Genomic DNA, 16,027 nt, shown 5'->3' with positions numbered 1-16,027 from the left:
CCTTCGCTTAGCGGCGTGGGCCGAAGTTCGGCCGGCCATAGAGCGATTGCGCCGCGGCCGGGGCCCGCTGCCGGACAGGCTGCCCGAGGAAGCGGAAGATCAGCCAGAGCAAGGCGAGCGGGACGAAATTGCGGCCGCTGAACAGGTTCGGCACGCGCAGGATTTCCATCAGCGAGACCAGCAGCACCGCATGCGCGCAGCACCAGAAGCCATTGCCCGTGCGCCAGCCCGCGTAGCTGCGGCCCAGCAGCCAGCCCATCAGCGCCGCCTCCAGCAGCGCAAACCAGCCCCATTCGTAGAAATGCACGTAGAGGCCGGACGGATTGTTGAACTCCGGGTCGCCGAACGTGTTGAGGAACGTGCCGTAGCCGTCGCCACGTCCGACGAACGGGCGAAAGCTCTCGCCGATGACCGGAAACTTGACCAGCCAGTCGAACGTGAACGTGGGATAGCCGGTCCCCCAGCCCATGATCGTCAGCAGGCCCGCGCCGTTGTTGATGGCCGTCGAGTAGTACAGGCCCAGACGCTCCAGCGCGAAGTCGAAGATGTTGTCGTAGATGTTGACGTAGTACGTCTCCCACGAGCGGTTGTACTCGTTGGCGATAAAGAAGCCGATCAGCGGCGGAATGGCGGCGAACGGCCCGAGCGACATCAGCAGGCTGCGCCCTTCGCCCTTGCCGGACAGCCGGAACCGCGCAAACATCAGCGCCCACGGCAGCACCACTTCGACCAGCGCCAGCCGCTCCGCGAAAATGAAGCTGCGCAGCAGCGTGAGGACGAACAGCACGCCAAGGTAGGCCTTGTAGCGCGTGATGCCACGCACGGCGACCGGAAAGACGGCGAAGTAGAGCGGCACGTAGGCCACGGACGCCTGCGTCAGCGTGCTGATGCCCGCCACGCGGCCCTTGAGTTCGAGCACGTCGTAGGTACTGGCGGTACCGTTCAGATACGACATCAGCACGGCCGGCTTGGCGAGGACCCCACCCATCATCACGAGGTAGCCCAGGCAGGCGAGCCAGAACAACGCGTCCAGCACGAGCGGCGACACCGCGACGGGCCGCTCGGCCGGACGCGGCGCCAGCACGCGCTCGCCGGCGGCGGCCGCGGCCATCGTGAACAGGAACAACGCGCCGGCGATCGCGTAGTGGCTGTTGAAGTAGATGCGATCGATCGACTTCTGGTCGCCCAGCAGTTCGACGCAGACCAGTGCGTACAGCGGGATGATGAACCACAGCAGCAGCTTTGCCGGATCTTCCCACCAGTAGCCGTCGTTCAGGGGGCGGACGTCGCGCATGGGGCGGCCTTCACTCGGGCGCCACGGCGAGCGGATCCGCGACGGCCATGCCGCGCGGGATGCTCGGCGCTACCGCGGGCGTCTGCGCCATCGCGCCGCGCACCATCGCGAGGAACTCCGCGCGGAACCGCTCCGGCGAAAACTGCAGCGCATTGCGCCGGCACGCGGCGGGCAGCACGGGCCCGCTGCCCTCGAAGCGGCATACCGCGCGCACGATGTCCTCGACGGTCTGGCGCGGAAAGAACACCCCCGTGCGCAGGTCCCGGTCGCGGCTGTCGATCACGGTTTCGCGCGCGCCGCCCTGCCCCAGCGCGATGACCGGCGTGCCGCACGCCTGCGCCTCCACGGCGACGATACCGAAGTCCTCCTCGGCGGCGAACACGAAGGCCTTTGCGCGCTGCATATGCGAGACCAGCACCTCCGCCGACTGGTAGCCGAGCACGCGGACATTCGGCGTGGCCATGTCGCGGATGCGCTCGAAATCGGGACCATCGCCGATGACGACCAGCTGCTTGTCCCGCATGGAGGCAAAGGCCTCGACGATCAGGCTGACCTTCTTGTAGGGCACGAGGCGCGACGCGGTGAGGTAGAAGTCCTCGCGCTGTTCGTTCAGGCTGAATTTCTCGACATCGACGGGCGGATAGACCACGACGGCATCGCGCCCGTAGACCTTGTGGATGCGCCGGGCCACATACGCGGAATTGGCCACGAACAGATCCACGCCATGCGCGGTGCGCTGGTCCCATAGCCGCATGTAGTGCAGGATCGCGCGGGCCAGCCAGCTCTTGGGACCGCGCGTCAGCCGCGACTCCGTGAGGTACTGGTGCTGCAGGTCCCACGCGTATCGCATCGGCGAATGCACATAGCTGACGTGTACCTGGCCGGGGCCCGTGATGACGCCCTTGGCCACGGCATGGCTCGAAGAGATGACCAGATCGTAGGCAGAGAGATCGAGCTGTTCCACGGCCAGCGGCATCAGCGGCAGGTAGGCGCGGAACGATTTGCGCGCGCGCGGCAGGCGCTGGATAAACGTCGTGGTCGCGTGCTTGCCCTGCAGCGCGGCGCGCTGCGCGTCGGGAAAGAAATCGACCACGCTGAACAGGTCGGCCTCCGGCCAGATCTTGAGGATCTGCTCGAGCACGCGCTCGGACCCGGCGTACGTGGACAGCCATTCGTGTACGACGGCGACCCGGCCGAATTCGCTGACAGGAGGATTCATCGTTGTGGAAGCCATGGTGAGATCTCGCCAAGTAACCGCGCGGCCGTGTCGCGCCAGGAATAGCGCCGCACGCGCGCCAGGCCCTTCTCGCGCAGCTTCTCGCGCAGGGCACTGTCTTGCATGACGCGGGTCAGCAGCGCGCCGAACTCGCGCGGGCTGGTCGGCGTGAAATACAGCACGGCCGGACCGCAGGCCTCTCGCACGGAGGGCAGGTTCGACGCCAGCACGGGACACCCCAGCGTCATCGCCTCCACGGGCGGCAGTCCGTAGCCCTCGTAGAGCGACGGAAACACGAAGCAGCCCGCGCCCCGGAACAGCGCCTTGAGGTCGGCGTCCTCGACATAGCCGAGCCGCTTGACCGAACTCATCTGGGCCGACCGGTCGTCGCGCACGGACTGGAACACGTGCCCGCCGCCGCCCACGATGACCACGTCGTAGTCCACCGTGCCCAGCATGCCGACTGCCTCCGCCACCAGCCTGAAGTTCTTGTGATAGCTCGCGCTGCTGACGGCGAGCACATACGGACGATCGAACAGACCGTACTTGAGCCGCACGTCCTCCGATTCCGGCAGCCGCAGCATATGGTCGCCGCTCAGGGGCAGCACGCCGATCTTCCGGCCGGGAATGCGATAAGCGGACGCGATCTCGCGGCGCGAGAATTCGGACACGGTCAGCACGCGCCGGGCCACGCGCCCGACCCATGGCGCCATGACGCCGTACCAGGAGCGGAACGCCCGCGAGTACGCCTGCGGCACGCGCACCGGGGCGGCGTCGTGCATCACCGTCACCTGGTTCGGATAGAGCAGCGGTGCCGCATTGCACAGGTTGAGCAGCAGCGCGCCTCCGGCCGCCACCGGCAGGCTGACCTGCTCCCATAACTGCCCGCCGCCCCGCCCCAGATGGTGGCCCACATGACGTATATGCAGGTTCGGGAACTGCTGCGCATCGACGGCGACGTCGGGGGGCACCAGCAGTTCGAACGACAGGCCCGCCGTGGCGGGATCCTGCTCGGCCACCAGCTGGTCGATGCAACGGACCACCTCATGTGCGAAGCGGTCGACGCCGGTGGCTTGGCGCCCCAGGAAGCGGCCATTGATCGCGACGGTCGTGGGCATCGCATGCTCCTAGTGACCGGCCCGCGCAAGCGGATTGGCGATGTACCGCACCACGCGGTCGCTGAACGACGCAGCCGGCAGCAGGCACAGCACGGTGAGGCCCCAGACCGCGATCTTCTTGCGCAGCGTCCAGAACGGATTGGCGACGATCGTATGGAAGTAGCGGCCCGAGTCGTACTGGAACCAGTGCCAGCGCTGCGCGAAGGACGCGCCGTAGACCTGCTGCGCGAAGCGCGCCTTCTCCGCCGAGAAATCGAGCGGAGCCGGCGGCAGTTCGATGCCCAGCCGGTCCTGCGCGATCTCGCGCAGGACCGACCAGCGGCGCGCCGACTGCCGGGCCACGGCCAGCGAGTCTTCGGCGTTGGAGAGCGACAGGTCCTCGCCCGGCGCCTTCGCCGCGGCGGCGCGATGCACGCGATAGCAACCGAGCGCCTGCTCGATCGCGCAGACCTTGCCTAGCAGTGCCACGCCGTAGATGGCATAGAAGTCGGCACCATGGATATTGTCGGCGCCAACCGGTACGGGGAAGATGCGGCGCAGCGCCTCCACGCGATAGGCATTGCCCGACCCCGGCGGCGACGGATACAGCCAGCCGTCGCGCAGCATGCGCCCACAGCCGTCGGCCCGGATCGACTGCGGCACCTGCACGCCGGTAGGCAGGCCGTCGCTCGTCATGACGTCCAGGCGGTACTGCACCTTGACCCAGTCGCCCGAGCCCGAGAACGCGGCGATGACGGTAGCGGCCGCGGCGGGATGCAGCATGTCGTCGGCATCGAGAAACAAGACGTACGGCGTGACGACGCGTTCCAGCGCGTGGTTGTAGGCGGCCACCTGTCCGCCGTTGGGCTGGAAGACGGCCTCGACGCGTGTACCGTACCCTTCGATGATCGCGCGCGAATCGTCGGTGGACCCATCGTCGATGACCATCACCCGCACGTCCGGCGTGGACTGGGCGAGCGCCGAATCGATGGCGGCCGCCAGGTACTGCGCATAGTTGTAGTTGCAGATGACGATGGTCAGCGCGGGCGATGCGGTCCGGTCGGGCATGGATGTCTCCTGTCGTGGCTATAGCGAATAGTCGGCGTGGAAGCCGAGCCGGCTTGCCTCGCCATCGGCGATGGCGGCCTCCAGCAGGCGCAGGCGCGCCTCGGCATTGCGCCGCTTGCCATAAAGCCGCAGCAGCCGCAGGAATACGTACCGGTTCAGGCGATACATCATTCCCGACTGGGACCAGTAGTTGCGGTCGAACCATGCCTGGTTGCGGCTGCTGTAGTACGCGCGGAAATCCGAACCGCTGAGCAGCATGCATTCGAAATGGTTCTTCCAGTTGCGCTTGACGTTCCACGACCCTTCCAGATCCTCCAGCTCCGCGCCGGTGACCAGCGCGATGCAGCCGCCGCGCGCGGTCAGGCGGTAGGTGTATTCGGTGTCGTCCGCATAGAGCACGAGGTTGGTATCGGGCAGGCCGAGGTCCGTGTACATGTCGCGGTGGCCCAGCAGCCCGCCGTAGGGCGCGAACGGCAGCGGCACCACGGCCGGGAGCGCGTCGGGGCGCGGACGTCCCCACGGGGTGCGGCGCCAGATCTTGTAGGGGATGCGCGCCACGTGAAAGCCGAAGTAGCTCGAGCGCGGGGGCATGGCGAGCCTGACCGGCACGCCGGCCGCGATATCGCCCTGATGGTCGGGCCGGAAACCCAGCACCGCGGCGAGCTGACGTCCGCGCTGGCGTGCGAGCACGTCGAGCTGGTGGGCCAGCACGTCGAGCGCGCCTTCGCGCGGCGCGTTGTCGTCGTCCATCAGCCAGATGAAGTCCGTGGTGCTGCGCTCGAGCGCCGCGGCAATGCCGATCGCGTAGCCATTGGCCGAGCCCGAGTTGCTGGGCAGCCGGATGATCGTGGCGCGCTTGCCCCATGTGGTCTCGAGCAGCGAGAGATCGGAGCTCGAGTTGTTGCTGACCACGATCGCGTGCATGACGCCTTCGCTCTCGAAGCTGCGCCGCAGCAGTTCCGCGCAGTAATGGAGGCGGTCGCCATAGGTGACCGTGACCAGCGTGATGCGCTTGTGGTGCAGGTGCGGCATGGCGGCTCTCCCCAAGGCCAGTCGTGATAGGTACTCAAACCCCGGCCGTGACGGTCTGCGTCTCGGCCGTCGAGCCATAGGCGTAGCTGTACCGATGCATCGTGCCGGTGAAGTCGTTGAAGATCACGCCGCGCACGGCGACGTTGGCCTGCGCGAGCCGGCGCGTGCTTTCGTCGATCTGCTCGACCGTGGTCACGCGGTGGCGCGCGACCATGAAGACCGTGCCCGCCATGCGGCCGAGCACGAGCGCGTCGGCCACGGGCAACAGCGGCGGGCCGTCGAGCACCACCATGTCGTAGTGCGCGGCCACCTGCTGGATCAGCACGCGAAGCTCGGGTTGCAGCAGGAGTTCGCTCGGGCCCGCGGAACAGGCGCCCGTGGAAAGGAAATCGAGGCCGTAGGACACATTGCGGCGGATCGCGTCCTCGGGCTTGCATGTGCCCGCCAGCACCTCGGCAAGTCCGGGCCCGCGGTCCAGATGAAAGCGCTTGTGCAGACGGCCATTGCGCAGGTCGGCGTCGATCAGCAGCACGCGCTGCTTGGACGCGCCGGCCAGCGTGGCGAGGTTGGCGGCGACGAACGATTTGCCGACCCCCGCGGTGGGACCGGTGATGAGCACCACGCGGTTCGGCGCGTCGTGCAGCGCGAAATGGAGCGTGGTACGGACAGCGCGCAGACTTTCGATCGCCGCATCCGGCAGCATCGGGCCCTCGCCGGAGCGGCTCCGCCACGACGCACGCAACGGTCCCGTCAGGCGGCTGCGCGGCACCGTGGCGTAGACGGGAATGCCCGTGGCGATCTCGATCTCCTCGCGATCCTGCACCGTACCCGCGATACGGCGGCGCGCCATCGCGAGCACGATGCCCGCCATGAGGCCGGCCAGCAGCGAACCGCCGATGGCCACGCCGCGCCGCGGCGAGATCGGCGTCTCCGGCGGCGTGGCCGGATCGATCAGCCGCACGTTCGCCACCTTGCCGGCGCGGACCAGCGTCAGTTGCTGGCGCGCATTGAGGCGGTTCGTATAGAGCTCGGTGTCAACATGCAGATTGCGCTGCAGCTGGAGCACCTTCTGCTCGATCAGCGGCAGCTGCTTCGTACGGCCCTGCACCACGGACCATGCCGCCTGCGCTTCGCGGATCTGTCCGTCGATGGCCAGCAGCGCCGGATGCTTCTCGGTGTACTGCGTCATCAGTTCCTGCCGCTTCTGGCGCAGGTCCACCAGCCGCGTCTCGGCCTCGACGCTCTGTTGCAGCAGCGCGCGCGCTTCCTGGCTCGTATCGACGGTGCCCTGCTGCGCGCGGAACGCGTTGTAGCGGCTTTCCGACTCCTCGAGCTGCTTCTTGAGTTGCGGCAGCTGTTCGTCGAGGAAGCGGATCGACTTGTCGGCTTCCTCGGAACGCCGGCGCACGTTCTGGTCCACGTACTCCTTGCCGATCTCGTTGAGGATGCGCGTGGACTCCACCGGATCGACGCTGTCCAGCGACACGCCGATGATGCTCGACTGCTTGCCGCGCTCGCCGATGGCCAGCGTGCGCTGCAGCCATTCCGTGGTGGCGGTCTCCGAATAGCGCTTGAGCGTGAAGCTTGCGCCGGGCTGGCCCGTGGCGGTGCGAACCAGCAGCGTCAGCGGCCCGCGCGCGGTCTCCGCGCGCATCAGGATGCCGACGCGGCCGGACAGCGAGATGTCGGGCGCGCCAAACGCGGTGGGCTGCGTCAGCGTGAAGTCGCCATGCTCCCCCAGCGTCAGCGTGAATGGCTTGCCCTGCAGCGCGGGCGGCACGTCGAACGTCGTCACCGCGATGCGTTCCTTGCCGTAGACATGGCCGCCGAGCGGCCGCGAATAGCCGTCCGCGCGTTCCGCGAGCCACCAGCCGATGACGGGCACATAACGCGGCGCGGCATCGATATAGAGCTTGAGCGTGTCCACGGCGCGCGATACCACCATGCGCGAGCTCAACACCTGGATCTCAGACGTGGTGTCGGGCTTGATCTCGGGCGTCAGCCGGGGATCGCCCGAGGCCGACCGGTTCTCGATCGAGCTCGGTTCCACCTGGATCAGCATGTCGGAGCGATAGACCGGGCGCGTGAACACCGCATAGGCGACGCCCGCGAGCACGCAGGCGAGCGTGATGCCGGCGATCAGCCAGCGGCTGGCCACCAGCGTGGTCAGCGGGTTCATCGCGCGTGCCGTCGGACGGGCCATCGGCCCGTAGTACGGCACCGGATGTGCGAGATCTGTGGTTTGCATTGCCATTGCCCTCCCGGGGTTCGCTTGACTCATGGCGCTATCGCGCGACTGGCGGTGGCGGTCTGTGCGGTGGGCAGGAGCAGGTTGACCACGCGGCTCCAGCGCACCAGCGACGAGGTGTCCACGAACACCACGTCGTTGGCCTGGAGTGCAAATCCATCGGCGAGCGCCATCGCGGACGGCCGGCTGGCGTCCAGATGGAACACCTGCGGCTCGTGCCCGCCATTGCCGCGCACGACATAGACCTGCTGCGCATCGCCCGAGTACTGGCTGATGCCGCCGGCGTCGCCGAGCGCCTGATTGAGGCTGAGCTTGCCGTTGTTCAGCGTGAGCGCCGCGTTGCGCGCGACCTCGCCGATGACGTAGACCTTGCTGTCGGTGCCCGCGTAGACGCGCACGAGATCGCCATCGCGGAGCAGGATGTCCGACGGGTTCGTGCCCTTGGCAATCAGGTCCGGAAAGCTCACGCGGGCCGTGCGCTCGCCACGCGTTACCGCGACCCACGACCGGTCGGCCGCGGCGCTGAAGCCGCCCGCGCGATTGATCGCTTCGGGCAAGGTCATCGGTACGTCGTTGATGATCTGCACGCCGGACTGCTGCACGGCGCCGTCCAGATAGACGCGCTTGCTCCGGTAGGCCTGGATGCGCAGCGTCACCTGCGGATTGCGCACGTATTCGGCGAGCCGCCGCGTGAGCAACTCGCGCGCCTCGGCCTCCGTCAGGCCCGCCACCTGCACCATGCCCACGAACGCGTACTGCACATTGCCGCGCGCATCGACGGTATAGCCCGTGACGACGGAGTTGGAACCGGACGTATCCACGCCGCTGGTCACCTGCAGCGAGGGCAGGTTCAGTTCGGGATGTCCCCACACGACGATGCTGAGCACGTCGCCGGGCCCCAGCACGTAGGGGCGGGGCTTGTCGAACAGCGCGCGCACTTCGGGCGAAATGCCGTTGGGTTGCGCCGCGCGCTGCGAGGCCAGCAGCCCATGATCGATCTCGATCAGGTTCTCCTGCGAGACGGACTGCACGCCCTGCACCGATGGCAGGCTGCCCACGGCCGGCGCGGGCTGGACCGGCCCCGCGGCCGACGCCTGCTGCGTGCTTGTGGACGTGGTCGTCGTGGTCTTGTACGTCATGCCCGGCGCCATCGCGCAGCCGCTCACCACATACACCACGAGGGCCGAGAACCAGCCGGAGAGCCGCCTGCTCCAGGGCAGGTCAGTATGCGCCGCGACCATAGATCACCACTCCGATTGTCTTGAACAGGATCACGATGTCGCCGGCGAACGTCCAGTTGCGGACGTAGGCCACGTCGAGCATCACGCGCTTGTCGTAGTCGGCATCGTTGCGGCCGCTGACCTGCCAGAGTCCGGTGATGCCCGGCAGCACGCGCAGGTAGTACGACACCGAATCGCCATAGCGTTCGAGCTCTTTCTCGACCACCGGGCGCGGACCGACCAGGCTCATGTCGCCGCGCACCACGTTCCAGAGCTGCGGCAGTTCGTCGATGCTCGTCTTGCGGATAAAGCGGCCCAGGCGCGTCACGCGCACATCGTTGCGAAGCTTGAAGTCTTTCTCCCATTCCGCGCGCGCGGCGGGATCGTTCGCCAGCAGCGCCTGCAGCACGGCGTCGGCATTGCGCACCATCGAGCGGAACTTGAGGCATCGGAACTTGCGGCCGTCCATGCCGACGCGGGTGTGGCCATAGACGCAGGCGCCCCCATCGCGCATGACGAGCAGGGCCACGGTCAGCATCAGCGGCGACAGGAGAATCAGCAGGGTCAGGGCCGCGCTGACATCGAACGCGCGCTTGGTGGCATGGCCGAGCGCCCCCGCATAACGCGGTTCGACGCGCGGTTTCGTACCTTCGCGCGCCTCGGCCAGATCTGGGGACAGGCTCGCGGAGATGTTGGCCGTCAGATGAGAAGGCAGGATGCCGGCTCTGGACAGCAACGACTTGAGGAAGCGCAGGCGCATGCTGGTATCTCCCTGGACCGATGGGTGGACGACAGACGGCGCGGCACGCTGGCGGTGCGCCGTCCCGGGGGCAGGTTCAGGTCGAGCTCAGGCGCAGCGGCCGTACGTATCCGCTATGCGGACGATGTCGTCCTCGCCAAGATAGGCACCCGATTGCACTTCGATGAGTTCGAGCGGCAGCTTGCCGGGGTTTTCCAGCCGGTGCATCACGCCGATCGGGATATAGGTGGACTCGTTCTCGCTGAGCAGGAAGCGTTCGTCGCCGCGCGTCACCTGGGCGGTGCCGCGCACCACGGTCCAGTGTTCGGCGCGATGATGGTGCAGCTGGAGGGACAGCGATGCGCCCGGATTCACGACGATGCGCTTGACCTGGAAACGCTCGCCCTGGTCGATCGAGTCGTAGCAGCCCCAGGGGCGCTGCACCTTGCGATGGTTCTCCGCCTCGCTGCCCCGCTCGCGCGCGATCCGCTCGACCAGCCCCTTTACGCCCTGCACATGCGAGCGATCGACCACGAGCACGGCATCGGGCGTCTCCACCACGATCAGGTTCGTCGTGCCCACGCAAGCCACGAGGCGGCTGTCGGCATGGACGTAGCAGGACGTCGCGCCTTCGTACATCGCACGGCCACGCGCGGCGTTACCCTCCGCATCCTTGTCGATGGCGTCCCACACGGCGTCCCACGATCCGAGGTCGGACCAGCCCGCGGACATCGGCACCACCACGCCCTGCACATCGCCCGCGCGCGCCAGGTGCTCCATGACCGCATAGTCGATGGAGTCCGACGGCACGGCCGCGAACGCCTCGGTGTCGGGGTGATAGAAGGTGCCGTGTTCATGGCCCTTCGCGAAGGCATCGCAGCACGCTGCATGCATGTCGGCCTGCAAGCGTTGCAGCGTCGCCAGCCATGTGCTCGCGCGCACGACGAAGATGCCACTGTTCCACCAGTAGTCGCCGGAAGCCGCGTATGCCTGTGCGATCTCGGCCGCGGGCTTCTCGACGAAGCTGTCGATCGCGTGCGCCACGCCATCGAGCGGCGAGCCGATGCGGATATACCCGTAGCCCGTGTCTGCCCGCGTCGGCGGCACGCCGAGCGTCACGATGGCGCCCTGCTCCGCGAACTGCGCGGCGCGCGTGACGGCATGGCCGAAGGCCTCCGTATCGGCAATGACATGGTCGGCGGGCATGACCACCATGATGCTGTCGTCGCCCTGGGCCGTGGCCAGCAGCGCCGCGAGCGTCAGTGCCGGCGCGGTGTTGCGGCCCGTCGGCTCGACCACGATGCGCGCATCGACGCCGGCGGCCTCCAGTTGCTGCGCCGTCATGAAGCGATGCGGCTCGCCGCACACGATGATCGCGGCCGTCTCCGCGCGGCCCATGCCGCGCAACGCCTCCGTGCGGCGAACGGTGGCCTGCAGCAGCGAGTCGCGGCCGATGACGTCGATCAGTTGCTTGGGATAGTGCTTGCGGGATAGTGGCCAGAGCCGTGTGCCCGATCCACCGGCCAGCACGACGGGGCAGAACTTCAGTGCGGTGGCATGCAGGCGCGCGTCTGCAAGGTGGGGGGCTTCGGTGAGGGCTTCGCCGGGAACGGTGATGGGCATCCTGAGCTCCTGAGAGGCAATCCGACCGGTATGGCAAGACTTTGCTGCACTGAAGCATAGATGCGCGGAAATGCGCCGGTATAACCATGTCCGAAAACGGAGAAGATTTGACCGATGCCGCCGCGAAATGTCAGAAAAACGTATTTATCTTGATAATGGCACATTATCCTGCACCAAATTAGTCATGTAACCGCCTATCTCTGGGGCGGGAGCGTGTTTCACCGCACCAGATTTCGCGTGCGTTGCACAAATGCGGTGAAGTCGTTGTTCTATATGACTTTTTAGCTTTCTTATCGGACAGCGGCTGTATGTACGGTAGGTAACAATTATCAAATTTGATTCACTTTTGATAATCACTCGACGACATATTGCGGCGTATCCCGCATTTTCAGAGCGACTTTTCTCCGGCAACCGTATCCCTCCGACAACGTTACGTGAATATCGGACATTCGACGTTGTGCGGCGCGGCAAATTGAATATGATGCAGATAAACCAGTTTCGAATCCGAAGTTCTTTCGCGAGGGGAAATGCGTCATGGAGAACCTAGTCGACACACCTCCGCCCGTGCGGCAACTGGGTCCTCTGCCGGTGGCGGGGCAACAGGCGGTCCAGCGTATCGGCCTGCTGCTGTTCGATGGTTGCTCGCTGCTCGCTGCCGGCATCGTCGCCGAGGCGTTTCGCATTGCCAACGAACTCGAGATCCAGAAACACAGGCGTCCCTTCTATCAACTCTCGCTGCTCTCGCACCATGGCGGCAACATCGCGTGCTCCTCGTCGGTCAGGATCTGGACGCAGGGTCTCGAAGCCGCTGGCCAGCGCGGTTTCGGCGCCATCTTCATCGCGTGCAGCGAGCGCGAACCGGCGGGCGAACGTGCCGCGCGCGTCATGAGTACCACGCTGGAGATCAGCGCGGCCGCACTGGAATGGCGCGATAGCGGACGTGAAATGATCACGCCGCGTGTGTCGCGCGCGACGGCCGCCATTTCCGGCGACCCAGGCATCAATATCGCCCCCGCCACCGTCTTCTGGTGCCGCGGCGGCACGGGCCATACGCCGGAAGTGATGCCCTCGGCGATGGATCTCGCGCTCGCACAGATCGAGAGCGACCTCGGCACGGCCATGGCGGAGGAAGTGGGCAACCTGCTCGCGCCACGCCGCGAGGCCGCGAACGATACGTCCGACGATGCGAGTCGCGACGACAAGGAAGAACGCGACGACGACCTGCCGGACATGTCGGCCGCAACGGCCAACAAGATCCACGCCTCCGCGCGCTGGATCACCGAGCATTACATGGAGTCCATCTCCGTCGCCGATGCCGCGCGCTTTGCCGCGATGAGCGAGCGCAACTATCTGCGCCGATTCAAATGCACGATCGGCGTCACGCCTTCCGAGTATCTGCTGCGCGCGCGGCTCGACATGAGCTGCAAGCTGCTGACCAGGACCACATTGCCCGTCGACAAGGTCGCCCGGCGCTGCGGCATGGGCAACGGCGACCGCCTCTGCAAGATCTTCCGCAAGCGCTTCGCGCTCTCCCCCACCGAATACAGGAACCAGCATCACAACACAGGCGGATCGATATCGCCACTTCTGGAGGAGCGCTGAGCATGTACAAGGAAATGCTTGACCTGGCCAAGCTGGACTGGATGGCACGCGAACTTGCGGAGCCCTACCGGACGAATCCCCCCTTCCCGCATATCTGCGTGGACGACTTTCTCGACGGAGACGTATATCGCGAAACCAGTGACGCCTTCCCGGGCAAGAAGGAAAGCGGTTGGTTCAAGTTCCAGTCGGCCGCGGAGAACCTCAAGCTGCAGATCCAGGACTTCTACTCGATTCCGCCCGCGCTGCGGGGGCTCATCCTCGAGATGAACAGCCCGGGGTTCGTGCGCTTTCTCGAAACGCTGACCGGCATCACCGGACTGGTGCCCGACCCGCATCTGCATGGCGGTGGGCTGCATCAGACGCTGCCGGGCGGGCACCTCGGGCTGCATATCGACTACAACTACCATCCCGAGTGGAAGCTGGACCGCCGCGTAAACGTGCTGCTGTACTTCAACGACACCTGGGAGGACAACTGGGCCGGGCACCTCCAGCTCTGGGACGAAGGCGTGCAGCACTGCGTGCAGAAGATCGCGCCGATCGGCAACCGGCTCGTCGTGTTCAGCACCAACGAATGCTCCTGGCACGGGCATCCCGTGCCGCTCGCCTGTCCGGCGGGCATGTCGCGCCGCTCAATCGCGCTCTACTACTACTCGAACGGCCGGCCCAAGGATGAGGAGGCGGAGGTCCACACCACACGATTTCAGGCGGCCCCGGGCGAGCGATTTCCATTGACGACGCGCGACTTCCTGCACGGCATCACGCCGCCGTACGCCAAGGCACTGGCACGGCGGCTCGTGGGCCGCTGAGCCCTGATCTATCGGACAGGAGTCCAGCGATGTCCTGCATTCTCGTTACCGGCGGCGCGGGTTTTATCGGCGCCAATTTCGTGATCGACTGGCTGGCCCGGCCGGAGGACGGCACACAGACCGCCCCCCAGACCGTCCCCCAGACCGTCCCCCAGACCGCCCCCCAGACCGACGCCGTGGTCAACGTCGACAAGCTGACCTACGCGGGCAACCGCCACAGCCTCGACCTCATCGACGGGGATCCGCGCCACCGGCTCGTCCACGCGGACATCTGCGATCGCGCGAAGATGGACGAACTGCTCGTTCGCTACCATCCGCGCGCGATCGTCCACCTTGCCGCGGAAAGCCATGTCGATCGGTCCATCCACGGTCCCGCCGCCTTTATCGATACCAATATCGCGGGCACGTTCTCGCTGCTGGAAGCCGCGCGCACGTACTGGCAGGCGCTGCCCGACGACGACCGCGCGGCCTTTCGCTTCCTCCATGTCTCGACCGACGAGGTATTCGGTTCGCTGGGGCCCGCCGACGCGCCGTTCTCCGAAACCACGGCCTATGCGCCGAACAGTCCGTACTCGGCATCGAAGGCGGCCTCGGATCATCTGGTGCGCGCATGGCACCACACGTACGGCCTGCCCGTGCTGACGACGAACTGCTCCAACAACTATGGGCCGTATCAGTTCCCGGAAAAGCTGATTCCGCTGATGATCGCCCGCGCGCTGGCGGGCGAGACCCTGCCGGTGTACGGCGATGGGCAGAACATTCGGGACTGGCTCTACGTCGGCGACCATTGCGCGGCCATCCGCGCGGTACTGGCGAACGGGCGCGTCGGCGAGACCTACAACGTGGGCGGCTGGAACGAGAAGACGAACATCGATGTCGTGCATGCACTGTGCGACAGCCTCGACGCACTGCGGCCCCGTCACGCGGGCTCGTATCGCGAGCAGATCCGGTTTGTGAAGGACCGTCCCGGGCATGACCGCCGCTATGCGATCGACGCGCGCAAGATCGAGCGCGAACTCGGATGGCGCCCGGCGGAAACCTTCGAGACAGGCCTGCGCAAGACCGTCGCGTGGTATCTCGACAATCCGCTCTGGGTACGCGACGTCATGTCGGGCGCGTATCGCCACTGGATGGGGATGCAATATGCCGCGTGAACGCCCGCGCGGCGCGCCGCCCACGTTACTCGTCACGGGCGGCAACGGTCAGATCGGCTTCGAACTGACGCGCAGCCTCGCGCCGCTCGGCCGCGTCATCGCGCTCGACCGCGGTGGCTGCAACCTTGCCGATATCGGCCAGTTGCGCGGCGTGGTGCGGCACTTCGCGCCCGACATCATCGTCAATGCCGCCGCCTACACGGCCGTGGACAAGGCCGAGAGCGACGCCGCCCAGGCCTTCGCGATCAATGGCACCGCACCCGGTGTGCTGGCCGAAGAGGCCAGCGCGCTGGGTGCCTTGCTCGTCCACTATTCCACGGATTACGTGTTCGACGGCACAAAGGACGACCCCTATACCGAGGCCGACACGCCCCATCCGGTATCGGCTTACGGCGAAAGCAAGCTGGCGGGCGAGACCGCGGTCCTGAACAGCGAGGCCAGCGCCCTGGTGCTGCGCACGAGCTGGGTCTTCGGCAGCCACGGCAACAATTTTGCGCGGACGATGCTCAAGCTCGGCTGCGATCGCGACCGGCTGCGCGTGGTGGCGGACCAGTCCGGCGCGCCCACGCCGGCCGCGCTCGTGGCCGACGTGACGGCGCAGATCGTGGCGCGGCACTGGATCTTCGGCAGTCCCACCGCATTCCCGCGCGGCCTCTACCACCTGACCGCATCGGGCGCGACGACGTGGCATGCCTACGCACTGGAAGTGCTGCGGATTGCCGCCGCGCTCGGCGTCGCGCTCAAGGTCGATCCCGCGCGCGTCGAGCCCATCGGCACGGACGACTATCCCCTGCCCGCGCGCCGGCCCGCGAACTCGCGGCTGGCCACCGCCAGGCTGTGCCAGGTCTTCGGCATCCATCTCCCCGACTGGCAGGACGGCCTGCATGCGGTGATGCCGGAACTGGTTTCGCAATTGCCCAGGAGTTGA

At 66.7% G+C, this 16,027-nt stretch carries 12 protein-coding genes and 1 pseudogene; 4 read left to right on the top strand and 9 right to left on the bottom strand.

Annotated features, from left to right (window positions below; all coding sequences use genetic code 11):
• Positions 1-7 precede the first annotated feature (7 nt).
• From FOB72_RS30025 to FOB72_RS29985, 9 genes and pseudogenes are all read right to left on the bottom strand, one after another.
• A complete protein-coding gene (locus FOB72_RS30025) occupies positions 8-1,294 on the bottom strand; it encodes an oligosaccharide repeat unit polymerase (RefSeq protein WP_191002310.1) in 1,287 nt (428 codons plus the stop codon).
• 10 nt (positions 1,295-1,304) lie between these two features.
• On the bottom strand, positions 1,305-2,528 hold the full coding sequence (locus FOB72_RS30020) for a glycosyltransferase family 4 protein (RefSeq protein ID WP_150376873.1): 1,224 nt from the start codon (positions 2,526-2,528) through the stop codon (positions 1,305-1,307).
• Positions 2,510-3,628 (bottom strand): glycosyltransferase family 4 protein, encoded by a 1,119-nt coding sequence (locus FOB72_RS30015; RefSeq protein ID WP_150376872.1) that lies wholly within the window; start codon positions 3,626-3,628, stop codon positions 2,510-2,512. The genes FOB72_RS30020 and FOB72_RS30015 overlap by 19 nt, the downstream gene beginning before the upstream one ends.
• 9 nt (positions 3,629-3,637) lie before the next feature.
• Positions 3,638-4,675 carry a glycosyltransferase family 2 protein gene (locus tag FOB72_RS30010; protein WP_150376871.1) on the bottom strand — a complete coding sequence of 346 codons (1,038 nt, stop codon included), beginning with the start codon at positions 4,673-4,675 and terminating at the stop codon, positions 3,638-3,640.
• An 18-nt stretch (positions 4,676-4,693) separates the two neighbouring features.
• Complete coding sequence (locus tag FOB72_RS30005) at positions 4,694-5,707, bottom strand: glycosyltransferase (protein WP_150376870.1); 1,014 nt, start codon at positions 5,705-5,707, stop codon at positions 4,694-4,696.
• A 34-nt stretch (positions 5,708-5,741) separates the two neighbouring features.
• On the bottom strand, positions 5,742-7,955 hold the full coding sequence (locus FOB72_RS30000; RefSeq protein ID WP_150376869.1) for a polysaccharide biosynthesis tyrosine autokinase: 2,214 nt from the start codon (positions 7,953-7,955) through the stop codon (positions 5,742-5,744).
• A 29-nt stretch (positions 7,956-7,984) separates the two neighbouring features.
• A complete protein-coding gene (locus tag FOB72_RS29995) occupies positions 7,985-9,196 on the bottom strand; it encodes a polysaccharide biosynthesis/export family protein (protein ID WP_150376868.1) in 1,212 nt (403 codons plus the stop codon).
• Positions 9,177-9,800, bottom strand: a pseudogene (locus tag FOB72_RS29990) (sugar transferase); the annotation flags it as partial. The gene FOB72_RS29995 and the pseudogene FOB72_RS29990, both read right to left, overlap by 20 nt.
• Before the next feature lie 222 nt (positions 9,801-10,022).
• Positions 10,023-11,537, bottom strand: a complete 1,515-nt coding sequence (locus tag FOB72_RS29985) for a mannose-1-phosphate guanylyltransferase/mannose-6-phosphate isomerase (RefSeq protein WP_150376866.1) — start codon at positions 11,535-11,537, stop codon at positions 10,023-10,025.
• Between the two features lie 534 nt (positions 11,538-12,071).
• Between FOB72_RS29985 and FOB72_RS29980 the strand changes: the two genes are divergently transcribed.
• Genes FOB72_RS29980 through rfbD form a run of 4 tightly spaced genes read left to right on the top strand, consistent with a single transcriptional unit; the run spans position 12,072 to position 16,027 of the window.
• A complete protein-coding gene (locus FOB72_RS29980; RefSeq protein WP_150376865.1) occupies positions 12,072-13,139 on the top strand; it encodes a GlxA family transcriptional regulator in 1,068 nt (355 codons plus the stop codon).
• A gap of 2 nt (positions 13,140-13,141) precedes the next feature.
• A complete protein-coding gene (locus tag FOB72_RS29975) occupies positions 13,142-13,945 on the top strand; it encodes a 2OG-Fe(II) oxygenase (RefSeq protein WP_150376864.1) in 804 nt (267 codons plus the stop codon).
• A 29-nt stretch (positions 13,946-13,974) separates the two neighbouring features.
• Positions 13,975-15,099: a dTDP-glucose 4,6-dehydratase gene (rfbB, locus tag FOB72_RS29970; RefSeq protein WP_150376863.1), complete on the top strand. Its 1,125-nt coding sequence runs from the start codon at positions 13,975-13,977 to the stop codon at positions 15,097-15,099.
• Positions 15,089-16,027 carry a dTDP-4-dehydrorhamnose reductase gene (gene rfbD / locus FOB72_RS29965; RefSeq protein ID WP_150376862.1) on the top strand — a complete coding sequence of 313 codons (939 nt, stop codon included), beginning with the start codon at positions 15,089-15,091 and terminating at the stop codon, positions 16,025-16,027. The genes rfbB and rfbD overlap by 11 nt, the downstream gene beginning before the upstream one ends.

The organism is Cupriavidus pauculus, assembly GCF_008693385.1.
Lineage (GTDB): Bacteria > Pseudomonadota > Gammaproteobacteria > Burkholderiales > Burkholderiaceae > Cupriavidus > Cupriavidus pauculus_D.
Note: the sequence above shows the minus strand (reverse complement) of the source record. Positions and strands in the feature narration are given on the sequence as shown.